The sequence below is a fragment of the Streptomyces vulcanius genome (genome assembly GCF_042653945.1).
In the GTDB taxonomy this organism is placed as follows: domain Bacteria; phylum Actinomycetota; class Actinomycetes; order Streptomycetales; family Streptomycetaceae; genus Streptomyces; species Streptomyces mangrovi.
Map to the genome: position 1 here is coordinate 252210 of NZ_JBHSFK010000002.1, position 24110 is coordinate 276319.

Below are 24110 nucleotides of genomic sequence, written 5' to 3' on the forward strand. Positions count from 1 at the left end.
CCCGGGGCTGTGGACAGAGCGCATCCGTCACTTCGTCCACAGGGTTTGTCCACAGGCCCTGCGGGGGTCTGTCCGTGATCGATAGGGTGCGTCACACTGCCGATGCGACCCCAGTCGGGATGAACAGTGCAGCACGTAGGAGGATCGATGGCCGCGACTCCCGCCGAGGTGTTCCACCGGATGGAGACCAGCTACTCCCCCCTGTCGACGGGCCGGCCGCGCAGCATCCACGAGGGTTTCTCCGTGCTCGACTTCGAGCTGCGGTTTCTGGCGCTTCTGGCGGCGGCGACCGTGCGGGCCGCGGGACGGACCCCCGCGCAGGTCGGGCGTTCCCCCGGTCTCGGCGAGTGGACCGGTTACCTGCGCCGCGCCCGTCAGCAGCTGGAGGAGTGCCCGACGGTCCCGGCCGACCGCGTGGGCCGGGCCGTCAGCAAGGTCCTGGACCTCTACGACCAGGGGTTTCCGGGGGCGCCCAGGGAACTGCGCGACCTCAAGCGGCTGCGCGACCACATCAGCCACGGCGGACCGCTGCCCGCCGGGGAAACCGAGCTGGCGACACTCGACGAACTGGTCCAGTCCGTCGCCGACGCGGTCACGGAGTCCCTCGACGAGGCCGAGCTGTCGTGGCAGGAGGGCGAATCGGGGGAGCAGCGGCCGTCGTTCGTCTGGGGCGGGGATGCGGTGTCGCTGTGGCCGTTCCTCTACATGAAGCCGAGCGGTGTCTGGCACCTCTTCTCCAAGTTCGCCCGCCACCGGCCCAGCTTCCTCTGCTTCGGCGGTGGGTCGGTGAGCAGTTCTCCCTCCGACGAGGCGGTCCAGGCGGCGCTGCACCCCCTCCTGAAGGCGCAGAAGGCGGAGAACGGCACGCTGCAGCACTTCGTCAAGGACGTCGAGCAGGATCTTCGCGGGTTCGCCGACGACGACTCCGAGCCCGTCTACGCCGACCACGAGCAGGGCTTCGAGTACTACTGGGACAAGGCGACCGGTGAGGGCACGGGAACCCAGCCGCGCCGGGACTACTTCCGGCTGGGCCCCGACAACGCCCGTCAGTGGCGTGCGGAGGCGGGCTGGGTCCCGTACTCGGACTATCTGAGGTCGCTGGCCAACTGGCAGGTGGTCGCGACCCGTCTGCGGCAGAAGCTGGAGCAGCTGGAGAGCAAACTGGCGGCCGAGGAACGCGACACCCTGGGCTGGGTGACCCGGGAGCGCGGCACCACGCGGATGGCCAAGGTCGTCGTCTCCGACATCGACGGCAGCCAGCTGGAACCCGCCCGCACCTTCGCCGACCTCATCGACGGCGTCGACCAGGACCTCCAGGCCAACCGGGGCCAGACGCAGGTGGTCTTCATCAACGGCGAGGCGGGCATCGGCAAGACGCGGGCGATGCTCGACGCGGCGAAGACCCGCGCCCGGGAGGTCGAGCAGGCGCTGCTGGCGGGCGAGGAGTCGAACCACGCGCTGTTCCTGTACGTCCGTTCCACCGGCCAGGTGCTCGACAGCCTGCGCACCGTGGTGGACAGCGCCGTCGCCTCGACCCGCAACCTCACCGACAGAGGTGTGAAGGCCCTGTGCCGCAACGGGCTGATGACGCTGCTCATCGACGGCTTCGACGAGCTGCTCGGCGGGGTGGGCTACAGCGACGCGATCGGGTCTTTACGTCCCTGGCTCGACGAGCTCGGCGGCCGTGGCGTGGTCGTGGTGTCCGCACGCTCCTCCTACTACATGGGCCAGTACCGCTCCAGTGTCGAGCGCGCCAACGAGCAGGGGATGCCCTTCGTACGGCACCGTGTCGCGGCCGTGCAGCGGTGGTCCCCGCAGGACATCGAGGCGTTCCTGGACGAGTACGGGGTGCCGCGCGAGAGCCTGGACCGGTTGTCCGAGCACGACCGCCAGTTGCTGGGGCTGCCGTTCTTCGCCCACGCGTTCGCGGAGATGACGCTCAACCCGGACGACGGCGAGATCAAGAACAACACGCTCGCCGAGCGGCTCCTCGACAAGTACGTGGCGCGCGAGGAGGGCAAACTGACGGGCCAGGGTGACACCGCCCTCATGAACAGCGGCGAACTGCGGCGCATGTTCGAGTGCGTCGCGGAATCGATGGCGAGCAACGAGGAGCGCGAGGCGGACGTCACCGAGCTCCAGGACGCGGCCGAGTACGCCATGGGCGAGGAGCTGTCCAGCCGGCGTCATCTCAAGCAGCGGCTGCCCGTGCTCTGTGGACTCGCCGCGGCTTCCGACGACGCGTCCGTCTCACGGTTCCGTTTCCAGCACGAGCTGTTCTTCGACCAGTTCCTGGCGGGTGCCGCGAGCCGCTACCTCCTGGAAGAACACCCTCATCTGTTCCAGGCGATGCTGAAGGAGTCCCCCTGGCGGTCGGCCACCGTCACGGGAGTCGTCGCCACGGCCGGCGAGGAACGTGTGGTCCAAGCCGTCGCCGACTACGCGCCTCGGCTGCAGAACGCGGAGAAACAGCAGATCGAGTCCACTGTCGCGGCCACCAACCTGGGTGCCCTGTGGGCGGCCGTCATCAAGGAGACGGGCCGTATGCCGGGCAGGGACATACTCAACGCCGTGTTCGCCGACGGGCTCGACCTCTCACAGGTGCAGGGAGTCGACACGCGCATCATCGGATGCGAACTCGACGGGCTCGTCCTGCCCACGGCGCCAGGCTGGTCCCTGGTCCTCAGGAACACCTCGGTCAAGAAGATCAAGGTGAGCGGTTCGCCCTCCGACCTGGGCGGACTGCGCGGCGTACGCCACCTGGACCTGGTGGAACTGCTGCTCCCCAACGAACTCCTGTACCGCAAGGAGCACATCCTCGCAGCGCTGCAACGCTACGGGGCGGAGGTCGTCGACGCCGAGAACAGGCATGACGACCTTCCGCCCACCGAGGTGCTCGCCGCGCGCCACTATCTGACGACGATGGCGCGGCGGGTGGAGAAGTCCGTCATTCTCCGCAGCGACCACCAGCCCGAGGACGCCCGGTTGAAGTGGACTCAGGAGTACGGCCCGGACATCTGGAAGAGGTTCGTCAACGAGCTCGTGGCCTCGGGCCTCGCCGCGAACGAGACGTTCTCGGCGAGCGGGGAGCGCAAGGTCCGGCTCCGGCTGAAGCCCAGCCCCGCCACCATCCTCGCCAACGACGGAACACGCGACGGCACACAGGAGTTCTGGAGCCGGCTCGAAGGGAACTGACGCCGGGCAGCGAACGGCCCGGCGCCGAGAAGCCCCCCGTGGCCTCTCGGTGCCGGGCCGATCCCCCGTGCCCCCGTTTCCCCTGCCCCCGTGTCTACTCCGTGGCGATCGCGTTCAGTACGTTCATCCGGCCCGCCCGGAACGCCGGGACGAGGGCCGCCAGCAGGCCCACGAAGGCCGAGCCGATGAAGACGCCGATGATGGTCGGCCACGGGATCTCGAGGACGTTCAGGCCCTCCAGGGCGAGGAGCTGCTGGGCGGTGGCCCCCCAGCCCATGCCCAGGCCGAGGCCGAGCAGGGCGCCGAAGAGGGCGATGACCACCGACTCCATACGGATCATGCGGCGCAGCTGGCGGCGGGAGAGGCCGATGGCCCGCATCAGGCCGATCTCACGGGTGCGTTCCACCACCGAGAGGGCCAGGGTGTTCACCACGCCCAGGACCGCCACGACGATCGCCAGGGCCAGCAGACCGTAGATCAGGTTGAGGAGCTGCCCGATCTGGTCCTTCAGGGCCTGCTTGTAGTCGGTCTGGTCGCGGACGGTGTACTGCGGGTAGTCGTGCAGGGAGGTCTTCAGGGACTTGTAGGCGGCGTCCTGCTGCCCGTCCTTCGCGGTGGCGAAGACCAGCGAGTCGAGCGGGAGCTTGTCGGCCGGGACGTACTTCTTCAGCGTGGCGATGGAGGTGTACATCGCGCCCTGGTCGATGACGACGTCGCTGCTGGTGATCGCGCGGACCGTGAGGCGGGCCGTGGAGCCGTTGTCGAAGGCCACGGCGATCTTGGAGCCCAGGTGGATGCCGTGGTCCTTGGCGAACGTCTCGTGGACCGACATCGAGCCCGGCTTGTAGGCGTCGGTGAGCTGGCCGGCGACCGTCTCGGTGCGCAGGTCCGTCGCGTAGCTCGGGTCGGCCGCGGTGATCGCCGTACCGTCGAGCGTCTTGCCGTCGGGGGTGGTGAAGTCGGCCTTGGTCCACTTGTACTCGGTGACCCGCTCCAGGCCCGGCGTCTTCTTGATCGCCTGCACGGCCTGCGGGGTCATCAGCTGGCCGCTGTCGCTCTGGATGATGAAGTCCGTGCCGACCGTCTTGTCGAGCTGGTCGGTCGCCGAGGCGACCATGGACGAGCCGACGACCGACAGACAGGCGACCAGCGCGAGGCCGATCATCAGGGCGGCGCCCGTGGCCCCGGTACGCCTGGGGTTGCGCAGCGCGTTGCGCTCCGCCATCCGTCCCACCGGCCCGAAGGCCCGCAGGATCACCGCGCCCAGGACCCGGACCACGGCGCCCGCCAGCAGCGGGCCGATCACGACGAACCCGATCAGGCTCAGCACCACGCCCAGGCCCAGCCACAGTGAGCCCTCGCTCGCCTTGTCGGCGGCGGAGGTGAGGTAGAGGCAGTAGCCGCCCGCGCCGGTGAGGAGCAGACCGAGGACGGCCCGTATGGCACCCGCCTTCGCGTCGGCGGGGGCGCCGGCATCGCGCAGGGCGGCCATCGGGGAGACCTTGCCGGCCCGGCGGGCGGGCAGATAGGCGGCGAGGACGGTGACGATCACGCCCAGCGCCAGACCGATCACCGGGGTCGTCCAGGCGACCGTCAGATCGTCGGTGGAGAGGTTCATGCCGGTCATGCTCATGAGCTTCATCAGGCCGACCGCGAGGCCGACGCCCGCGCCGACACCGAGGACCGAGCCGACGACGCCCAGGAGCAGCGCCTCGACCAGGACCGAGCGGTTGACCTGCCGGCGGCTGGAGCCGATGGCCCGCATCAGGCCGATCTCACGGGTGCGCTGGGCGACCAGCATCGAGAAGGTGTTGATGATCAGGAAGATGCCGACGAGGAAGGCGATCCCGGCGAAGCCGAGCATCGCGTACTTCATCACGTTCAGGAAGTCGCCCACGTCCGCGCGGTTGGCGTCGGCGGTCTCCTTGGCGGTCTGCACCTTGTAGTCGCCGCCGAGTTCGGCCGCGACGTTCGTCTTCAGCTGCGCGTCGGTCACTCCGGTCGCGGCCGTGACATTGACGTTCGTGTAGACGTTCGACTCGCCGACCAGGGACTGCTGGGCGGTCTTCGTGTCCAGGTAGAAGATCGCGGCGCCGGGGTTGGTGACCTGGAAGGCCGCGATGCCGGAGATCTTCGCGGTGTGCGTGCCGACCGCGCTGATCACGCCTATCTCGTCGCCGAGCTTCAGATGGTGCTTGTCGGCGGTGTCCGCGTCGATCATGACCTGCCCGGAGCCCTGGGGCGCCGTACCTGAGGTGATCTTCATGGTGCGGGCGTCGTTGGCGTTCCAGCTGCCGACGATGGTGGGCGCGCCGCTGGACGGGGAGAGGCTGTCCTTGTCGGCGTCCACGACGGTCACGGAGGTCGAGAAGACGGTCCCCTCAGCCGACTTCACGCCCTGCGCCTCGCGCACCTTGTCGAGCACGGAGGCCGGCATGACCGGCGGCTTGCCGTTGTCGGAGGTCGTCTCACCGGTGTCGGAGGCGCCCTTCGCGCTCACCGTGACATCGGAGGAGGTGGCGGCGAACAGCTTGTCGAAGGTGGTGTTCATGGTGTCGGTGAACACCAGCGTGCCGCAGACGAAGCCGACCGAGAGCAGGACCGCGACGGCCGACAGGGCCATGCGTCCCTTGTGCGCGAAGAAGTTGCGCATCGAGGTCTTCATGACGGTCATGACGTACGCCCCCGCGCGTCGAAGTCCTTCATCCGGTCCAGGACGGTGTCCGCGGTCGGCTTGAACATCTCGTCGACGATCCGGCCGTCGGCGAGGTACAGCACCCGGTCCGCGTAGGAGGCCGCCACCGGGTCGTGGGTGACCATGACGATGGTCTGGCCCAGCTCGTCCACGGAGCGCCGCAGGAAGCCGAGCACCTCGGCACCGGCCCGCGAGTCGAGGTTTCCGGTCGGCTCGTCACCGAAGATGATCTCGGGCCGGGCGGCCAGGGCGCGGGCCACGGCGACGCGCTGCTGCTGGCCGCCGGAGAGCTGGTTGGGGCGGTGCTTGAGCCGGTCGGCGAGCCCGACGGTCTCCACGACCCGGTCCAGCCACGGCTTGTCCGGCTTGCGCCCGGCGATGTCCATGGGGAGCGTGATGTTCTCGATCGCGTTCAGCGTCGGCAGCAGGTTGAACGCCTGGAAGATGAACCCGATCCGGTCCCGGCGCAGCTGGGTGAGCTTCTTGTCCTTGAGCCCGGTGATCTCGGTCTCGTCGAGATAGATCTGCCCGGACGAGACGGTGTCGAGACCGGCGAGGCAGTGCATCAGCGTGGACTTGCCGGACCCCGAGGGGCCCATGATCGCGGTGAACTGACCGCGGGCGATGTCCACGTCGACGTGGTCGAGCGCGACGACCCGGGTCTCGCCGGAGCCGTACGCCTTGACGACCTGCCGCGCCCGCGCGGCGACGGCCGTACGCCCTCCAGTACCCCCGTGCCTGGGAATGGTCACAGCCGAAGTCACGGTAGATCTCCTATGTCGGAAGTGGGTGATGAGCGAGATGCGCTACGTCGAAGAGTCTGTCGGTGGGAGAGGGTCCGGCGCGCTGGTGCCGGGACCCGTCTTGGCGGGGGGTTAACCCCACCTCCGCCCGGTGGGGATGCCACCCCGCAGCGGCATAAAGCCAGGTTAAGAACCGGACCCGCCCCGTCTCGTCCTCCGCCGGTACGAACCGGCCCCGAGCCGTAGTACGGAGGTACCCCCTAGGGGCTGTCCACCGTTGGGTGGAGCGGATCTCGGGGTTTCCTCCACCTTCCGGCCCACTCAGGCTCCACCCTCCCGCTGCGTGAAGGTCAAGTGGGAAGCTGTGCCCGGCAGATAGGTGCAAGGGGAAGGAATCCGCGTGGGCGACATCAGACCTGCGGTCCGCGAGTCCGCGCGGCGCACCGGCACGCCGAAGCGGGGCGCCGTCGTCGCCGCGCTCATGCTCTCCATGGGACTGGCCGCGCTCGACTCCACCATCGTCTCCACGGCCGTACCGCAGATCGTCGGCGACCTCGGCGGGTTCACCGTCTTCTCCTGGCTGTTCTCCGGCTATCTGCTCGCCGTGACGGTCACCCTGCCCGTCTACGGCAAGCTCTCCGACACCTTCGGCCGCAAACCGGTGCTGGTCGCGGGCGCGGCCCTGTTCCTGCTCGGCTCACTGCTGTGCGCGCTGGCGTGGAACATGGGCGCGCTGATCGCGTTCCGGATCGTGCAGGGGCTGGGCGGCGGCGCGTTGCAGGGCACCGTGCAGACGCTCGCCGCGGACCTGTACCCGCTGGAGGAACGCCCGAAGATCCAGTCGAAGCTGTCCACGGTGTGGGCGGTGTCGGCGGTCGCCGGGCCGGGCGTGGGCGGGGTGCTCGCGGCCTACGCGGACTGGCGCTGGATCTTCCTCGTCAATCTGCCCATCGGCGCGGCGGCGTTGTGGCTGATCGTCCGCCATCTGCACGAGACTCCCCGAGAACTGACGAGCCGTCCGCGCATCGACTGGGCGGGCGCGCTCGCGGTGTTCGCCTGCGGCGGGGTGCTGCTGACCGCGCTGGTGCAGGGCGGGGTGGCCTGGCCGTGGCTGTCGGCGCCGTCGCTCGCCCTGTTCGCCGCGGGGCTGGCCCTGGCCGGGCTGGTCGTCGTCATCGAACGCCGGGCGGCCGAACCGATCATCCCGGGGTGGGTGTGGCGGCGCCGTACGATCGCCGCGGTCAACCTCGCGCTGGGCGCGCTGGGCCTGCTGATGGTGGCGCCCACGGTGTTCCTGCCGACGTACGCCCAGTCGGTCCTGGGCCTGGCCCCGGTGACGGCCGGCTTCGTCCTGTCGGTCTGGACCCTGAGCTGGCCGCTGTCCGCCGCCCTGAGCCAGCACGTCTACCGCCGCATCGGCTTCCGCGACACCGCGCTGCTGGGCATCGGCGCGGCGGCGCTGATCCTGCTGGCCTTCCCGTTCCTGCCGTATCCAGGCGAGGCATGGCAGCCGACCCTGCTGATGCTGGCGCTCGGTGCCGCGCTGGGCCTCTTCCAACTGCCGCTGCTCGTCGGTGTGCAGTCGACGGTCGGCTGGTCGGAGCGCGGCACGACGACCGCGTCGGTCCTCTTCTGCCGTCAGACCGGCCAGACCATCGGCGCGTCGGTGTTCGGCGCGGTCGCCAACGGGGTACTGGCCGCCCGCCTCGGTGGCGCGGGCGACCTGGACTCCGTCACCCGCGCGCTCGACGCCGGCACGGCGCCCGAGCCGGTCCGGCACGCTGTCGCGAGCGCCGTGCACGCCGTCTACCTGGGCGCGGCCTGCGCCGCCGCGCTCGCCTTCCTGCTCCTCCTGCTCGTGGCCCCCCGCCGCTTCCCGGTCCTCAAGGAGTGACGCGGACGGTCGTCCCGGGGCGCGCGCGCCCGCTCACTCCGCCGATGCGCGGCCCGTCAGGGTGCTGAGGCTGTTGCGCACGTGGTCCAGCTGGGCGTGTACGTCGTCCCAGCGTTCGCCGTGTTCGTGCAGGATCCGTTCCGTCTCGCGGGCGGCGCGGTCCTCCCGGGCTCGGGCCTCGGCGAGGATCTCGGCGGCACGCGCGCGTGCGTCCTCCTGGCGGCGGCGGGACAACTCCTGTGCCTCGGCGAAAGCGTGCTGCGCCTTGGCCAGGGCCTCCTCCGCGCCGGCGACCGCCCGGGCGTGGTGGGTGTCGAGGGCTGCGGCCCGCTCGGCCGCCTCGCGCTCCGCCGCCGCCCACCGCTCGGCGTGCTCCCTCTCCTGGTCTTCGAGCATGCCTGCGGTGCGCTGCCGCACCTCGCGCAGCGCCGCGAGCGCCTCGCCGCGGTACTCCTTCACCTCGCGCCGGGCACCGATCCGGATCTCGTCGGCGGTGGCGCTCGCGGCCAGCATGCGGTGGTGGGCGCGTTCGGCTGCCTCCGCGCGGAGCGCGTCGGCCTGTTCCTGCGCGGCCCGGCGTACGCCCTGGGCGCGCGCCTCGGACTGGGCGATGCGTTCGTGGGCCTCGCGCCGCGCGCACTCCCGCAGCTCCGCCGCGTCTTCCTGCGCGAGCTGGAAAACGCGCCGTGCGCGCTCCCCGAGTGCCTCGTACGTCTGCGGTGCGAGCGCCGCCACGACCCCGCGCAACCGCTCGACCTCCGCCTCCATCTCGCGGGCGAGCACGGTGAGCCGCGCGGCACGCTCCCAGGCCGCGTCACGGTCGGCGGAGAGCGCGGCGGTGTACGCCTCGACCTGTCCGGGCCGGTACCCACGCCCGCGCCCGCGCCCGGCCACGAACCCCGACGGCGACACCGATGCGCTGCTCATCCTGGAACCCCTCTCCACCAGACGGACGCGAAATAATGATTTCCCGCATATCTTGATGTATCGGGATGAAGTGTTCACAACGCGACACTCCGCCAATGGGTCACGGTCGAGCAGACATGCGAAAGGGCCCGGTCCGGTCACTCGACCGAACCAGGCCCCTTCCGATATCCCTACGACCTCAGAGCAGCCCGTCCCACATCTGCTCCAGCAGCACCGACCACCAGCTCTCCGGTGAACCCAGCGCCGCCGGGTCCAGCGAGGCGAGCTGCGCCTGGAAGTCGACGGTCCAGCGCCCCGCCTGCTCCTGGTTCAGGCCGAACCGGAGCCGCCACATCCGCCCCAGCAGCGCAAGACAGCGCGCGAACTCGGGCAGCCCCGTGTTCACGAACTGCGGCGCCACCGGCGCCCCGCCCGGCCCCGCCTCCACCGGCACGGCCACGATGTTCGCCGTCCCGTACTGGACACAGATCGCCTTGCCGAAGTCACTGCCCATCACGAGATACGAGCCCGCGTCAGACGCCGGCTGCACACCCCGCTCAGCCGCCAGCTCCGCCAGCGTCGGCACCGGCCGCCCCGGCTGCGCCTGCGCCCAGAAGAACGGCCCCATGTCCAGCGGCAGACCCGCCACCACCAGGGTGTGGGCGACGACCGGCGGCACACCCTGCCGGGACACCGCCGCCTGCTCGAACCGGAAGATCCCCGGCCCGAACACCGACCCCAGCTCCTGCGCGATCGCCTCCGGCGGAACCGGCGGCGCGGGCTGCACCGGCAGCAACGGCGCGCGCACCGGCGCGGGGCGCGCGGGACCGTCGGCCACCTGATGCAACTCGCCCTGGTGCACCAGCAGTTGCTGCATGCCCTCCTGCCGGCTCGCATGGTCCGTGCCGTACGGCGCGATGCTCGCGATCCGCGCCTGCGGCCACTGCTCCCGGATCATCCGCGCGCAGTACGCACCCGGCAGCTCGCACGACTCCAGCTCGGTGTGCAGCTCCAGCACCTGGTCCGGGGGCACGTTCATCGCCCGCAGCTCGTGGAAGATCTGCCACTCCGGGTGCGGGGTCCCCGGCGCCGAACGCCGGATCACCTGCTGCTCCGAACCGTCCTGCGCACGGAAGCGCAGCACCGCCTGGTAGCCGGGGCCGACGGTCGGCTGCCCCGGGGGCTGCTGCGGATAGCCGTACGACGGCGGCGGCTGCGGCGGCATGGGCTGCCCGGGCGGCCCCGACTGGGGCGACGGCCCCGGCCGGCCCGGCTGGCCCGGCTGGCCGAGGTGAGCTGATTGACCAGGCTGACCCGGGTGCCCCGGCTGGGCAGCGCCCGGAGGCATGCCAGGGGTGTGCGGGGGCGGAGGCGCGCCGGGGGCGCCGACCGGGGGACCGGCCAGCACGGTCTGCGCGTGGTGCGCACCACCGGGCGCGCCGGGGACGCCCGGGGCGCCGGGAGCACCCGGGGCGCGCGGAGCCGACGGCGGAGGCGGCGGCGTGCCACCCGGTCCGCCGACCGGCCCACCGCCCGGGCCGGTCCGGCCGGGGTCGGCGAACATCGTCGCGGCCTGGTGCACGGCACCCGGAGGGGTACCGCCGGGCGGGTTCGGCCCGGCAGGCGCGTTCGGGGCGCCGGGAGCCCCCGGGGCCCCCGGTCCCGCCGCCGGTCCGTCCGGCCCCAGCGAAGACACCATCTGCGTCGGCACATAACCGCCCGCGGGAGCACCCGGCGCCGACGGCGGAGGCGGGGGCGTGCCGCCCGGCCGCGCGCCCGGCGTACCCGGCGCACCGGGCGGCGGCGGAGGCGCACCCCCACCGCGCCCCCGGCGCGGAGGCGGCGCCGCCTTGCTGGTCGCGGCGTCGGCGATGTCACCGGCGTTCGGCGCGAGCGACCGCCCCGGCGCACCGGGACCGGCCGGCGGCTGCGGCACCCCAGCACCCTGCGGCCCCCCCGGAGACGGCGTCCCCGGCCCACCCTGAGCGCCGCCCTGCGGATAGCCGTACGAGGGAGCACGCGGCGGTGGCGGCGGCGGTGTACCGGGCCCACCCGCACCCTGCGGATAGCCGTACGACGACCCGCGCGGCCCAGCCGGAGGTGCCGCCCCCGGACCCGCCGCCGGACCACCCGCGCCCTGCGGATACCCGTACGCGTTCCTGCCTGCCGCGCCCGGCTTGTCCAGGGCCGGCGACACCGCCGTCGGCGGAAGCTGGCTGCCGCCCGCCATCAGTGCCGTATCGGCGTTCGGCAGACCGCCCGGCGGCACGTCCTCGTCGTCGGAACCGCTCAGCGGCGGTGCGAACACGGTCGCCGGCAGCGGTACGGAACCGTCGTCACCGGCGTCGGCGTTGGTGTCCGTCCCCGCCCAGGGCGTCGCGCCCGGCGCGGGCACCCCGGCCCGCGTCTCGGCCAACCCGCTCCCCGGCACCCCGCCCTGCGTCCGCGGCAGCGCGGGATCAGGGGTCACAGCACCGGAACCGAACCCGGCCCGAGCGCCGGCCCCGGCCCCGGAGCCAGCCCCGAACCCAGACCCAGTACCGGCACCAGTACCAGCACCGGCACCCGAAGCCGCGCCGATCCCCAGCTTGTCCGCCGCCTCCTGCAGCCACTCCGGCGGCGACAGCAGGAACGACGTCTGATTCAGATCCACCCGGGCCGCCGGCGCCGGCACCGCGTCCTGCGGCTCGTCGGGGCGCCCGTACTCCTCCTCGTAACGGCGGATCACCTCACCCACCGGCAGCGCGGGCCACAGCGTGGCCTCCCCGCTGTCCCGGGCGAGCACCAGCCGCTGCGTGCCCCCGTCCGAACGCGGACCCTCCGCGCGGTCCTCCGCCCACACCACGAACCCGAGTTCGAACTCCCGCACCCGCACCTCGCGGTGCTGATACGCCGGAACGTCCCCGTTGACCCACTCCTCGGCGCGCTCCTGCGCCTGCGCGAACGTCACCATCGCCCCACTCACTCCCCCGCACCGGCGGACGCCACGGACACCGCCCGCGCGAACCCGCCGTCCACCATCAGATTCGCCACCGTCTCCAGCTCCGGCGGATTGCCGGCCAGCCGCGACAGGAACACGTCGAAGTCCTCACCGCACGGCACCAGCAGCCGGCCCACCCGCTCGGCCGGCGGCCACCCCGGATCCACGTCCCGTACGTCGTCGTAGGCGCACCACCACACCGAACCGGTCCGCTCGCCCTTCACCTTCACCGCCAGCAGCCCGCCCTGCACGAACGCGACGCCCAGGTAGTCCTTCGTCAGGTGGTCCCGCAGGCACTTGTTGACGTACACGAGGTCGTTGACCGCCGCCTCGTCCCGCACCGTGAAGAACGGCTGGTCCACCAGCAGCCCCAGCTCCGCGTCCAGTGCCGCGCCCACCGGCGCGCTGCCGCCCGCCGCCTTCAGGAACGACCGGTACGCACCCGGCAGCCGGTACCCCAGGTCCTCCTCGACCCCCTGCACCTGCTGCTCCGTCACCGCCACGCCCGACTTCGGCAGCCGGAAGTGCACCGGACGGGTCTCCTGCAACGGCCGCGTGCCGCGCTTCGACTGGTCCACCGGCGCGGTCGCCAGACCGCCGTGGTGCCGCAGCAGCGCCTTCACCTCGACCGGCACCAGCTCCAGACGCCGCGAACCCACCGCGTGATGCCACGTCCAGCCGTGCGGAGTCGCCACGCTCGGCACCGTGTCCCACAGCTCATGGCCGGAAGCCGCCAGCGCCGCGTTCGCCGACACGTAGTCCGTCAGCCGCAGCTCGTCGACCCCGAAACCCTCCGGCGGCTCCGCGATCTCCGCGGCCGCCCGGGCGTACGGCGAGAAGTCCGGGTAGCCGCGCTCGTCCACCCGCACCCCTCTCGGGTGCCGGGTCGCCCGCACCGGATCCGGGAAGTGAATGACCTGCCCGGCATAGGCCGCGTTCGGCGGCGCGGCCTGTCCCCCGGCCTGGGGGCCGGGAGGTGCCCCCAGCCCGAGCCGACTCGTCGTCATGGCGGTTGCCCCCTGCGGCACTCTGTACGGCCCGCAGTGGCCGGTCCGCTTCCGGATCCGATCCACCACGCCCGTATCGACTGTCTCCAACGGTTGCCCACGCGCGCCCACCGCGCGCATCACGGTGCCGACAGCCTATGCGGTACGACGACACGGGTCACCGGCGCTCCATTTCCGGCACCCCACTTCCGTGACCAGCCGTCACCCCACCCTTACGGACCGCCCAAACACGGGCGTGTCGCAGCGCCCCAGCTTCCCCACCCGCCTCGCCATTTGGCACCCTGTGACGTCCGGGGGCATGCTCGGGAGGGGATGACGATCATGAACGCAACACAAACGGGGCCACCCAACAGGTCACAGACGGCCACGGCCGGCGATCCACGCGCCCGATCCGGTGACCCGCGCATCGGGTCCGGCGACCCGCGCGTCGGCTGGTCCCACGCCGAAGCCCCGCACGCGCCCACCCTCCGCCACCGCCGCGACGGCATACTCCCCACCGTCGCCGCCGCCCTCTCCGTGCGCGGCGAAACCCTCACCGGCACCGCCGCCCGCGGCGACCAGCCGCCGTCCCTGCACCACCTCGTGCAGGACTTCCTCGACACCCTCACCAGCGCCCAGCGCGACCGCTTCACGGGCCGCTGCGCCGAAGCGCTCCTCATCTCCCGCCACATCGCCACCGCCGACGCCGCCCGCAGAGGGCGCGCCGCACGAAAACCCATGACCAACGGCGAGGCCCGCAAAGCCCTCAAGCAGGCCAAGCTCACCGCCCGCCGCATCCGCGAGGACGGCGACCCCCTCCACGGCAGCTTCGCCGAGCCCTGCCGCGCCTGCGCCGCCCTCAGCGCCCACTTCGGCGTCCGCGTCGTCGACCCGGAAGCGAACGACTAGCCCCAGCGGCACGACGTACCGGTTCACGGCGCACGAAGGAGCAGCCCCGGCGGCACCACGTACCGGTCATGACGCACGAAGAACGAGAGCCGATGCACCACGACCACCACCGCACCTCCAGCACCCGCTTCCCCGTCCCCGTCGACGCCGCCCTGCGCGCCGCCGGCTGGCAGCCCGGACGCTGGGAGATCAAGCAGGCCGAGATCTGGGCCGACGCCCTCCGCGACCACACCACCCCCGCCGGCCACCGCCACGCCGTCTTCCCCGCCGCCGTCGAGGCCTGGGCCGAATTCGGCGGCCTCACCGTCACCCCCAGCGGACCCGGCCGCCAGGTCGCGCCCGCCCCCCTCCACCTCGACCCCCTGCACGGCCTCCACATGGCCCGCACCCTCGCCGACCTCGGCCGCGCCCTGGACACCGACGTCGCCCCCCTCGGCGCCGAGACCGACACCCAGGCGCTCCTCGTCATCGACGACGAAGGCCGCGTCTACACCCTCGACCACACCGGCGACTGGTATCTCGGCCCCGACATCGACTCCGCCCTCGGCGCCCTCGTCTCCGGCATCGAACCGGTACGCCTCACGGCAGGCTGAGCCCCGGTCCGACGACGCACGCCTGCGACGCCTACGACGCCGGAATCACCGCCGACACCCGGAAACCCCCCGCCTCCGTCGGCCCCGAGACGAACACCCCGCCCAGCGCCACCACCCGCTCCTTCATCCCCACCAGCCCGTTGCCCCCCGACGGCAGCCTCGCCGACGACGCCCCCACCTCCGGCGGCGGCTCGTTCTCCACCTGCATCGCGATCTCCCCCACCCGATGCGCGAGCCGCACATGCGTCTTCGCCCCCGCCGCGTGCTTGTGCACGTTCGTCAGCGCCTCCTGCACCACCCGGTACGCCGTCTGCTCCACCTTCCGCGCATAGGCGCGCACCTCGCCCTCCACCGACAGCGCCACCACCATCCCCGCCGCCGCGGACTGCCCCAGCAGCTCCTCCAGCTCCTCCAGACACGGCCCCTCGCCGTGCTCCTCCACCGCCCGCGAGGCCGCCACGGCCGCGGCCACCCCGACCGCCGCCAACGGCACCGACGCCGACGCCCGTTCCTTCGCACCGCCACCGCTGCGCAGCACGCCGAGCATCTCCCGCAGCTCCGTCAACGCCTGCCGCCCCATGTCCCCCACGAGGACGGCGTTCCGTACGGCCTTCTCGGGATCCTTCCGGGCCACGGCCTGCAGCGCGGCGGCGTGCACCACCATCAGACTCACCCGGTGCGCGACGACGTCATGCATCTCCCGCGCGATCCGCGTCCGCTCCTCGTTCCGCGCCCATTCGGCCCGCTCCTCCGCGCGCTCGGCGAGCAGCTGCAACTCCCGCTCCAGGCTGTCCGCGCGCTCCCGCAGGCTCTCCATCAGCCGCCGCCGGGCGCCGACATACAGGCCGAGCAGCACGGGCGGGGCGGTGAGCCCCAGCGACATGACGATCGCCGCGAACGGGATGAACCAGTCCCCGATCGTCAGATGCCCCTGGTCCATGCTCTGCCGCACCCGCACGAACGTCACGATCAGCGTCCCGAGCAGTTGCATCCCGGCCAGCGAGCCGATGATCCGCCGGGGCAGCTCGGACGCGGCGAGCGTGTAGAGCCCCACGATCGCCATCAGGAACCCCATCTGGGCCGGCGTGATGGCGATCGTCACCAGCACCACGGCGATGGGCCACTGCCGCCGGACGACCAGTACGGAACCGGCGAGCACCCCGAACACGACCCCGGCCCCCACCGGAATCCCCGCGTCTCCCGCGAAGGTGACCCCCTCCACCGCGCACTCCGCGGCGGACACCGCGGCCAGACTCCAGTCGAACGCCGCGCTGCGCCATCTGGGCCACCACAACGGCCCTCCCCGGGTCGTCGCGGCCTCATCCCCCGTCGTGGTCATGCCTCCAGCCTACGGGCGCGCACCCCGCCTTTTCCGGCGAGTTTCCCCGACCGGTCTCGAACTGCTGAACCCTGTCTGTTCGACCCCAGAGGCGGGCATTCCAGCGCGAACCGTTCCTCCGGAGCGCCGACCTACACCGTCGCACCGAGGGCCGGTGGTGCGGCATAGTAGGGAGCGCCATCCGGCAGCCGGACCCGATGTCCGGTTTAGTCGGGTTTATTCCCCTGTGGTGTAATTGGCAGCACTGTGGCTTTTGGTGCCATATGTCCGGGTTCGAGTCCTGGCGGGGGAGCCCAGCTCGGTTCGGGCCCTGACAGCAGCGTCAGGGCCCGCTCTCATGTCTGCCAAGAAACGCCCCGGTATCCTTCGGGTGTCTCCACCCCACCACAGCCGAAGGGCAATTCCGTGAGCGCCAACCGCCCGGCAGCCGTCGTCGTACTCGCAGCGGGTGAGGGCACCCGTATGAAGTCGGCCACACCCAAGGTTCTCCACGAGATCTGCGGCCGCAGCCTCGTCGGCCATGTCCTGGCCGCCGCCCGCGAGTTGGACCCGGAGCACCTGGTCGTCGTCGTCGGGCACGCGAGAGAGAAGGTCACCGCGCACCTCGCCGACATCGAGCCGCACGTCCGCACCGCCGTCCAGGCGGAGCAGAACGGCACCGGGCACGCCGTACGGATGGGCCTGGAGGGGCTCGGCGGAGGTGTGGACGGGACCGTCGTGGTCGTCTGTGGGGACACTCCGCTGCTCACGGGCGCGACCCTCGCCGCCCTCGCCGCCACCCACCACGCCGACGGCAACGCGGTCACCGTGCTGACCGCCGAGGTGCCGGACGCCACCGGGTACGGGCGGATCGTGCGGGACGCGGCCTCCGGTGCCGTCACCGCGATCGTCGAGCACAAGGACGCGACCGACGGGCAGCGGGCGATCCGGGAGATCAACTCGGGTGTCTTCGCGTTCGACGGCGCGCTGCTCGCCGACGCGCTCAAGAAGGTGCGGACCGACAACAGTCAGGGCGAGGAGTACCTGACCGACGTCCTGGGGATTCTGCGCGAGGCCGGGCACCGGGTGGGGGCGTCCGTCGCCGGCGACCACCGCGAGATCGCCGGCATCAACAACCGTGTGCAGCTGAGCGAGGCCCGCCGGATCCTCAACGACCGGCTGCTGACGGCCGCGATGCTGTCCGGCGTCACCGTGATCGACCCGGCGACGACCTGGGTCGACGTGACCGTCACCTTCGAGCGGGACGTCACCGTCCACCCCGGGACCCAGCTGCACGGCGCCACCCACCTCGGGGAAGGCGCCGAGGTCGGGCCCAACAGCCGCCTCAAGGACACGTCCGTGGGGGCCGGGGCGCGCGTCGACAACACGGTGTCCGACTCCGCGCACATCGGGGCGGACGCGACCGTGGGGCCGTACGCCTACCTCCGGCCGGGCACGCGGCTGGGCGCGAAGAGCAAGATCGGCACGTATGTGGAGACGAAGAACGCCTCCATCGGGGAGGGGACGAAGGTGCCGCACCTCTCCTACGTCGGGGACGCGACCATCGGCGAGTACACGAACATCGGTGCCGCGAGCGTCTTCGTGAACTACGACGGACAGGACAAACACCACACCACCGTCGGGTCGCACTGCAAGACGGGTTCGGACAACATGTTTGTGGCGCCTGTCACGGTCGGGGACGGCGCGTACACCGCCGCCGGGTCCGTGATCACGAAGGACGTACCGCCCGGTTCACTGGCCGTGGCCCGCGGCCAGCAGCGGAATATCGACGGTTGGGTGGCCCGCAAGCGTCCGGGAAGTGCCGCGGCGAAGGCGGCCGAGGCGGCTGCCCGGCAGGGCGAGGGCCAGGACTGACCGGAAACGGGTGCGTCTGACACGGCGTACCGTGATAAGTGCACACCCGCACCCTTGAGAGACCTCTGAGGAGACTGTGCTGTGACCGGGATCAAGACGACCGGCGAGAAGAAGCTGATGTTCTTCTCCGGCCGCGCCCACCCCGAGCTTGCCGAGGAGGTCGCCCACCAGCTGGGTGTCGGGGTTGTCCCGACGAAGGCCTTCGATTTCGCCAACGGTGAGATCTACGTCCGCTACCAGGAGTCGGCGCGCGGTGCCGACTGCTTCGTGATCCAGAGCCACACGGCTCCGATCAACCAGTGGATCATGGAGCAGTTGATCATGATCGACGCCCTGAAGCGGGCTTCGGCGCGTTCGATCACCGTGATCGTGCCGTTCTACGGCTATGCGCGGCAGGACAAGAAGCACCGTGGCCGGGAGCCGATCTCGGCCCGGCTGATCGCGGACATGATGAAGACGGCGGGTGCGGACCGGCTGCTCACCGTCGATCTGCACACCGACCAGATCCAGGGGTTCTTCGACGGTCCCGTGGACCATCTGTTCGCCCTCCCGCTCCTCGCGGACTACGTCGGCCGGAAGGTCGACCGGTCGAAGCTGACGGTCGTCTCCCCGGACGCCGGCCGGGTACGCGTCGCCGACCGCTGGTGCGACCGCCTGGGCGCGCCGCTGGCCATCGTGCACAAGCGGCGCGACAAGGACGTGGCGAACCAGGTGACGGTCCACGAGGTCGTGGGCGAGGTCGAGGGCCGGGTCTGTGTCCTGGTCGACGACATGATCGACACCGGTGGGACGATCTGCGCCGCCGCGGACGCGCTGTTCGCGCATGGCGCGGAGGACGTCATAGTGACGGCGACCCACGGTGTGCTCTCGGGCCCGGCGGCGGACCGGCTGAAGAACTCCAAGGTGAGTGAGTTCGTGCTCACCAACACCCTGCCGACCCCCGGTGAGCTGGCGGTGGACAAGATCACGGTCCTCTCCATCGCGCCGACCATCGCCAACGCGGTGCGCGAGGTGTTCGAGGACGGTTCGGTGACGAGCCTGTTCGACGAGCAGTAGGCCACTGTGCGGCCTTGATCGCCCCGCGCCCGGAGGGCGCTCAAGGTCAACTTTTCCGCGGCCTCCCCCGCCGAGTACACTTCGCGAGTTGCTCGGCGAGGGAGGCCGTACGCATGCGTACGGCGGTCCGTTATCGACGCGCTCTTCGTAGCAGGCCGTTCGTGGCCGGGTAACCATCCGTTCGCGATACCTACGAGGAGTGATCTGTATGTCCGAGGTGAAGCTCGCCGCCGTGACCCGCAACGAGTTCGGCAAGGGTGCGGCCCGTCGTATCCGTCGGGACAACAACGTTCCGGTCGTGCTGTACGGGCGGGGTTCGGCCCCGCTGCACCTGACCCTCCCGGGCCACGAGCTGCTGCTGGCGCTGCGTACGCCGAACGTCCTGATCTCCCTGGACATCGACGGCAAGGGCAACGAGCTGGCCATCCCGAAGTCGGTCGTGCGTGACCCGATCAAGGGCTACCTGGAGCACGTCGACCTGCAGCTGGTCCAGCGCGGCGAGACGGTCACGGTCGAGATCCCGGTGCACGCCGAGGGCGAGCTGGCGGCCGGCGGCAACCTGCTGGAGCACGTCCTGAACGCGCTGCCGGTCGAGGCCGAGGCCACCCACATCCCCGAGTCCGTCACGGTGTCCGTGGAGGGCCTGGAGGCCGGTGCCTCGATCCTCGCCAAGGACATCGCCCTGCCGAAGGGCACCAAGCTGGCCGTCGAGGGCGACACCGTCGTCCTCCAGGTGCTGGCCGCGCAGGCGGAGGAGGCCCCGGAGGAGGGCGCCGAGGGCGAAGAGGCCGCCGAGGCCTGATCCTCACCCCTCACCGTCCGGTCAGCCGCTGTTCCCGTACGGGGGCAGCGGCTGGCGTGCGTCGACGTGTACCTAGGAGACATGGACGTGACGACCGATGCGAGTGCCCCCTGGTTGATCGTGGGGCTCGGCAACCCGGGGCCCGAGTACGCGATGAACCGGCACAACGTCGGGTTCATGGTGGCCGATCTGCTGGCCGAGCGGATCGGGGGGAGGTTCAAGCGGGCGGGCCGGGCGCAGGCGCAGGTCGTCGAGGGGCGGATCGGTCCCCCCGGGCCCGCGGGCCGGCGGGTGATCCTGGCCAAGCCGATGTCGTACATGAACCTGTCCGGCGGTCCGGTGAACGCGCTGCGGGACTTCTACAAGGTGCCGGTGGCGAACATCGTCGCCGTGCACGACGAGCTGGACATCGACTACGGGGTCATGCGGCTGAAGCTGGGCGGCGGGGACAACGGGCACAACGGTCTGAAGTCGATGACGAAGGCGATGGGTCCCGAGTACCACCGGATGCGGTTCGGGATCGGGCGGCCTCCGGGTCGTATGCAGGTGGCCGACTTCGTGCTGAAGGACTTCTCGTCGGCGGAGCGCAAGGAGCTGGACTACTTCGTGGACCGGGCGGCGGACGCGGTGGAGTCTCTGGTGACCGAGGGCCTGGAGCGGGCGCAGAGTACGTACAACTCGTGACGTGTCGCCCCCTCGGGTTGACCGTGTGCGGGGACATGGCCAATGATCCCCGCCATGCCTGCCACCGCAGCCTCGTCCCATCGCCGTAGGAAGGTCCGTAAGGGCTCCAACGGCTCCAAGGGCCGTACGGCCAAGGCCCCCGGCGCCGCCCTGCGTTTCGGGCGACTCGCGGTGACGGGCCTGCTCGCCGCGCTGATCCTGTTCGCCGGGGTGTGGGGTTCGTGGGGTACGGCGCAGCAGGTGATGCTGACGAAGGGGCGGGAGCGGGGCACGATCGAGGTGACGCGGTGCGGCGCCGAGACCTGCACGGGGCCGTACACGCCGCTGTCGGCGGGATCGACGCCACGCGCGCGTGTGGTGATCGAGAAGTCGGTGGCCGTGAAGAAAGGCCGGACGTACGCGGTGGTCGTGAAGCCGGACGGCGACGAGGTGGTGCGGTCGGGTCCGGCGGGGGTGCTGTACGCGTGGGTGCCGCTGGGCGGCGCGCTGCTGCTCGCGTCGGTGCTGGTGGCGGGCGGGCTGGGACGGCCGCGGGTGGGGTGGGTGCTGGCGGGGTCCGGGGTGGCACTGCTGACGGCGGCGTGGGCGACGGTCTGAGCATGACGGTCTGAGGGTGCCCCCGGAGAGGCACCCTCAGGGTCGGTTCAGCCGGTGTTGCGCAGGCCCGCCGCCACGCCGTTGACGGTGAGCAGGAGTGCCCGGGCGAGCAGTGGGTCGGGTTCCGCGCCGGCCGCCGCCGCGTCGCGCTGGCGCTTGAGCAGCGTGACCTGGAGGTAGGAGATCGGGTCGAGGTAGGCGTCGCGGATGGCGAAGGTCTGCTTGAGGACGGGGGTCGCGTCCAGCAGTTCACGCTCGCCGGTGATCTTCAGGACTTCGGCGACGGTGAGTTCGTGCTCGGCCCTGATGCGGTCGAAGACATGCTTGAGGTGGTCGGGGACGAGCGTGTCGACGTAGTGCTGGGCGATCCGCAGGTCGGTCTTGGCGAGGGTCATCTCGACGTTGGAGACGAAGTTGCGGAAGAAGTGCCACTGCTGGTGCATCTCGTCGAGGACACCGTCGAGACCGGCCTCCCGCAGTGCCTTCAGGCCGGAGCCGACGCCGTACCAGCCGGGGACGATCTGCCGGGACTGGGTCCAGCCGAACACCCAGGGGATGGCGCGCAGTCCGTCGAGCCCGGCGCCGGAGTCGGGCCGGCGCGAGGGCCGCGACCCGAGGTGCAGATCGGCGAGCTGGTCGACGGGGGTGGCGGCGAAGAAGTACGACGGCAGGTCGGGGTCCTCGACGAGTTCGCGGTAGGCCGCGTGCGCCGCGTCCGATACGACGTCCATGGCGGCGTCCCAGCTGGCGAGGGCCTCGTCGGACTGGCGGGGGGAGGTGTGCAGGGCGGAGGCCTGGAGGGTGGCGGCGACGGTCAGTTCCAGGTTCTCCCTGGCCAGGGAGGGGATGAGGTACTTGTCGGAGATGACCTCGCCCTGTTCGGTGACCTTGATCTCGCCCTCCAGGGTGCCCCAGGGCTGGGCGAGGATCGCGTCGTGGGAGGGGCCGCCGCCGCGCCCTACGGTGCCGCCGCGGCCGTGGAAGAGCCGGAGCCGGACGCCGTAGCGGTGGGCGACGTCGCGCAGCCGGCGCTGGGCGCGGTGGATCTCCCACTGCGAGGTGGTGATGCCGCCGAACTTGGAGGAGTCGGAGTAGCCGAGCATGACCTCCTGGACATCGCCGCGCAGGGCGACGAGCCGCCGGTAGGAGGGGTCGGCGAGCATCTCCTCGAGGATGGTGTCGGCGGCCTTGAGCTCGTCGGTGGTCTCCAGGAGGGGCACGATGCCGATCCTGGCCCAGCCGGCGTGCAGGTCGATCAGTCCGGCCTCGCGGGCGAGGACGGCCGCGGCGAAGACGTCGTCGGCTCCCTGACACATCGAAATGATGTACGACTCGATGACCTCGGGTCCGAAGACGGCGAGCGCCCGCTTGATCGTCCCGAACACGCCGAGGGTCTTCTCACCGGCCGCGTCGACGGGCGCCGGCACGGGCGCGAGCGGCCTGCGGGACCGCAGTTCCTTGGCGAGGAGCTTCGTACGGTACTCGCGGGGCATGTCGGCGTAGCGCCAGGACTCCTCGCCGAGACGGTCGAAGAGCTGGCCGAGGGCGTGGTGATGGGCGTCGGCGTGCTCGCGGACGTCCATGGTGGCGAGCTGGAGGCCGAAGGCGGCGAGGGTGCGCAGGGTGCGGTTCATCCGGCCGTCGGCGAAGAGCCCGCCGCGGTGTTCGCGCAGGGAGGTCTGGATCAGCGTCAGGTCCTCCAGCAGCTCACTCGTGCCGAGGTAGTCGCGGCCGGGAGCGTGCGGGGTGCCCTTGGCGAGGCGCTGCTTGGTGTTCTCCAGCTTCTGCCGGATACAGGTGGCCTTGAGCCGGTAGGGCTCCTCGGCGTTGAGGCGCTTGTAGCGGGGGCTGATCTCGGGCAGCCGTTCGAGGTCGCTCTTCAGCGACTCCAGGAGTTCCTCGGTGGCCCCGGTGTAGCGGATGGAGTTCGACAGGAAGCCGCGCAGCTCGTCGATCGTCTCCAGGGCGTCGTTGATGCCGTGCTCGTGCTGGAGGATCAGGACGTCCCAGGTGACCTGGGGGGTGACGTTGGGGTTGCCGTCGCGGTCGCCGCCGATCCAGGTGCCGAAGGTGAGGGGGCGGGTTTCCTCGGGGAGGCGGACGCCGACACGCTCCAGTTCGGCGGTGAGGTCCTCCAGGACGTCGCCCACCGCGCCGACGTGGAGTTCGTCGAGGTAGTAGATGGCGTTGCGGGCCTCGTCGGCCGGTTCCGGGCGTACGACGCGCAGCTCGTCCGTCTGCCACACCAGGTCGATGTTCTCGGCGAGGCGGGTGTCGTGGCGCCGGCGGTCGGCCTCGATGACGGGGGTCTCCAGAAGCGCGGCGACGCGCCGGAGCTTGTTGAGTACCGACCGGCGCGCGGCCTCGGTGGGGTGCGCCGTGAACACCGGGCGGACGTTCAGGTGGCGGACGGTCTCGCGGACGTGCTCGGGGTCGGCGTCCTTGAGGCGGTCGGCGGTGCGGGCGAGGAGGCCGCCCTCGGCGGCGCGCCTGGCGCGCAGCTCGCGGCCCCGGTGCACCTGCTCGGTGACGTTGGCCAGGTGGAAGTAGGTGGAGAAGGCGCGGACCAGCTTGGCGGCGGTCTCCAGTTCGATGCCGCGCAGCAGTTCCGCGGCGGCCTCGCCGTCCTCACGGGTGAGGCGGCGGACCTTTTCGACCAGGTCGAGGAGCTCGGGACCCTCCTGCCGGACGAGGGTCTCCCCGAGGAGGTCACCCAGTCGGCGGATGTCGGCGCGCAGCTCGGGGCTGGTCGTCGTCTGGTCGTCGGCACTGCTCACAGGTGCGGCTCCTTGCAGTGTTGAAGCTCGTCCGGGAGGGAACCCGGTGACCGTCCGCGCGGTGGCTGCCGCATACGGGCCGGACATCCGGGAAGAAAAG

The 24110-nt window shown here is 71.4% G+C and carries 16 protein-coding genes and 1 tRNA gene; 10 read left to right on the forward strand and 7 right to left on the reverse strand.

Annotated features, from left to right (window positions below; genetic code table 11):
- Positions 1-147 precede the first annotated feature (147 nt).
- Positions 148-3195, forward strand: a complete 3048-nt coding sequence (locus tag ACFPIH_RS03595; RefSeq protein ID WP_381168066.1) for an NACHT domain-containing protein — start codon at positions 148-150, stop codon at positions 3193-3195.
- A gap of 94 nt (positions 3196-3289) precedes the next feature.
- Here ACFPIH_RS03595 and ACFPIH_RS03600 read toward each other — a convergent pair whose 3' ends face one another.
- Both ACFPIH_RS03600 and ACFPIH_RS03605 read right to left on the reverse strand, forming a co-directional pair.
- Positions 3290-5869, reverse strand: coding sequence for an ABC transporter permease (locus ACFPIH_RS03600; RefSeq protein WP_381168068.1), 2580 nt, complete (start codon positions 5867-5869; stop codon positions 3290-3292).
- Positions 5866-6654 carry an ABC transporter ATP-binding protein gene (locus ACFPIH_RS03605; protein WP_381168070.1) on the reverse strand — a complete coding sequence of 263 codons (789 nt, stop codon included), beginning with the start codon at positions 6652-6654 and terminating at the stop codon, positions 5866-5868. Before ACFPIH_RS03605 ends, ACFPIH_RS03600 begins: the two co-directional genes overlap by 4 nt.
- 379 nt (positions 6655-7033) lie before the next feature.
- Here ACFPIH_RS03605 and ACFPIH_RS03610 point away from each other — a divergent pair, with 379 nt between their 5' ends.
- On the forward strand, positions 7034-8527 hold the full coding sequence (locus ACFPIH_RS03610) for an MFS transporter (RefSeq protein ID WP_381168071.1): 1494 nt from the start codon (positions 7034-7036) through the stop codon (positions 8525-8527).
- A gap of 33 nt (positions 8528-8560) precedes the next feature.
- Here the strand turns inward: ACFPIH_RS03610 and ACFPIH_RS03615 are convergent, their stop codons facing one another.
- From ACFPIH_RS03615 to ACFPIH_RS03625, 3 genes are all read right to left on the reverse strand, one after another.
- Positions 8561-9454 carry a coiled-coil domain-containing protein gene (locus ACFPIH_RS03615; RefSeq protein ID WP_381168073.1) on the reverse strand — a complete coding sequence of 298 codons (894 nt, stop codon included), beginning with the start codon at positions 9452-9454 and terminating at the stop codon, positions 8561-8563.
- 178 nt (positions 9455-9632) lie between these two features.
- The gene (locus tag ACFPIH_RS03620; protein ID WP_381168075.1) at positions 9633-12386 is read right to left on the reverse strand and encodes an SUKH-4 family immunity protein; all 2754 of its coding nucleotides are present in this window, start codon (positions 12384-12386) and stop codon (positions 9633-9635) included.
- An 8-nt stretch (positions 12387-12394) separates the two neighbouring features.
- A complete protein-coding gene (locus ACFPIH_RS03625; RefSeq protein ID WP_381168076.1) occupies positions 12395-13420 on the reverse strand; it encodes an SMI1/KNR4 family protein in 1026 nt (341 codons plus the stop codon).
- Between the two features lie 312 nt (positions 13421-13732).
- Here ACFPIH_RS03625 and ACFPIH_RS03630 point away from each other — a divergent pair, with 312 nt between their 5' ends.
- Positions 13733-14308 carry a YwqJ-related putative deaminase gene (locus ACFPIH_RS03630; RefSeq protein WP_381168078.1) on the forward strand — a complete coding sequence of 192 codons (576 nt, stop codon included), beginning with the start codon at positions 13733-13735 and terminating at the stop codon, positions 14306-14308.
- 92 nt (positions 14309-14400) lie between these two features.
- The gene (locus ACFPIH_RS03635) at positions 14401-14901 is read left to right on the forward strand and encodes an SUKH-3 domain-containing protein (RefSeq protein WP_381168483.1); all 501 of its coding nucleotides are present in this window, start codon (positions 14401-14403) and stop codon (positions 14899-14901) included.
- A gap of 31 nt (positions 14902-14932) precedes the next feature.
- Here the strand turns inward: ACFPIH_RS03635 and ACFPIH_RS03640 are convergent, their stop codons facing one another.
- Positions 14933-16240 (reverse strand): sensor histidine kinase, encoded by a 1308-nt coding sequence (locus ACFPIH_RS03640; protein WP_381168080.1) that lies wholly within the window; start codon positions 16238-16240, stop codon positions 14933-14935.
- Positions 16241-16460: 220 nt separating this feature from the next.
- Between ACFPIH_RS03640 and ACFPIH_RS03645 the strand changes: the two genes are divergently transcribed.
- From ACFPIH_RS03645 to ACFPIH_RS03670, 6 genes are all read left to right on the forward strand, one after another.
- Positions 16461-16532, forward strand: a tRNA-Gln gene (locus tag ACFPIH_RS03645).
- A 113-nt stretch (positions 16533-16645) separates the two neighbouring features.
- Positions 16646-18094 carry a bifunctional UDP-N-acetylglucosamine diphosphorylase/glucosamine-1-phosphate N-acetyltransferase GlmU gene (gene glmU / locus ACFPIH_RS03650; RefSeq protein WP_381168082.1) on the forward strand — a complete coding sequence of 483 codons (1449 nt, stop codon included), beginning with the start codon at positions 16646-16648 and terminating at the stop codon, positions 18092-18094.
- Positions 18095-18175: 81 nt separating this feature from the next.
- The gene (locus tag ACFPIH_RS03655) at positions 18176-19150 is read left to right on the forward strand and encodes a ribose-phosphate diphosphokinase (RefSeq protein WP_381168084.1); all 975 of its coding nucleotides are present in this window, start codon (positions 18176-18178) and stop codon (positions 19148-19150) included.
- 208 nt (positions 19151-19358) lie between these two features.
- Positions 19359-19952: a 50S ribosomal protein L25/general stress protein Ctc gene (locus tag ACFPIH_RS03660; protein WP_381168086.1), complete on the forward strand. Its 594-nt coding sequence runs from the start codon at positions 19359-19361 to the stop codon at positions 19950-19952.
- 81 nt (positions 19953-20033) lie between these two features.
- Complete coding sequence (gene pth / locus ACFPIH_RS03665) at positions 20034-20636, forward strand: aminoacyl-tRNA hydrolase (RefSeq protein ID WP_381168088.1); 603 nt, start codon at positions 20034-20036, stop codon at positions 20634-20636.
- Positions 20637-20678: 42 nt separating this feature from the next.
- A complete protein-coding gene (locus tag ACFPIH_RS03670; protein WP_381168090.1) occupies positions 20679-21233 on the forward strand; it encodes a hypothetical protein in 555 nt (184 codons plus the stop codon).
- A gap of 47 nt (positions 21234-21280) precedes the next feature.
- On the opposite strand, the gene ppc is transcribed toward ACFPIH_RS03670, so the two are convergent.
- Positions 21281-24010: a phosphoenolpyruvate carboxylase gene (ppc, locus tag ACFPIH_RS03675; RefSeq protein ID WP_381168092.1), complete on the reverse strand. Its 2730-nt coding sequence runs from the start codon at positions 24008-24010 to the stop codon at positions 21281-21283.
- Positions 24011-24110: the final 100 nt, after the last annotated feature.

What these genes read in the sequence shown, in the direction of transcription:
- ACFPIH_RS03595 (WP_381168066.1), top strand. Translation starts at nt 148, where the DNA reads ATGGCCGCGACTCCCGCCGAGGTGTTCCACCGGATGGAGACCAGCTAC.
- ACFPIH_RS03600 (WP_381168068.1), bottom strand. Translation starts at nt 5,869, where the DNA reads ATGACCGTCATGAAGACCTCGATGCGCAACTTCTTCGCGCACAAGGGA.
- ACFPIH_RS03615 (WP_381168073.1), bottom strand. Translation starts at nt 9,454, where the DNA reads ATGAGCAGCGCATCGGTGTCGCCGTCGGGGTTCGTGGCCGGGCGCGGG.
- ACFPIH_RS03620 (WP_381168075.1), bottom strand. Translation starts at nt 12,386, where the DNA reads ATGGTGACGTTCGCGCAGGCGCAGGAGCGCGCCGAGGAGTGGGTCAAC.
- ACFPIH_RS03625 (WP_381168076.1), bottom strand. Translation starts at nt 13,420, where the DNA reads ATGACGACGAGTCGGCTCGGGCTGGGGGCACCTCCCGGCCCCCAGGCC.
- ACFPIH_RS03630 (WP_381168078.1), top strand. Translation starts at nt 13,733, where the DNA reads ATGACGATCATGAACGCAACACAAACGGGGCCACCCAACAGGTCACAG.
- ACFPIH_RS03635 (WP_381168483.1), top strand. Translation starts at nt 14,401, where the DNA reads ATGCACCACGACCACCACCGCACCTCCAGCACCCGCTTCCCCGTCCCC.
- ACFPIH_RS03640 (WP_381168080.1), bottom strand. Translation starts at nt 16,240, where the DNA reads ATGACCACGACGGGGGATGAGGCCGCGACGACCCGGGGAGGGCCGTTG.
- ACFPIH_RS03660 (WP_381168086.1), top strand. Translation starts at nt 19,359, where the DNA reads ATGTCCGAGGTGAAGCTCGCCGCCGTGACCCGCAACGAGTTCGGCAAG.
- pth (WP_381168088.1), top strand. Translation starts at nt 20,034, where the DNA reads ATGGACGTGACGACCGATGCGAGTGCCCCCTGGTTGATCGTGGGGCTC.
- ACFPIH_RS03670 (WP_381168090.1), top strand. Translation starts at nt 20,679, where the DNA reads ATGATCCCCGCCATGCCTGCCACCGCAGCCTCGTCCCATCGCCGTAGG.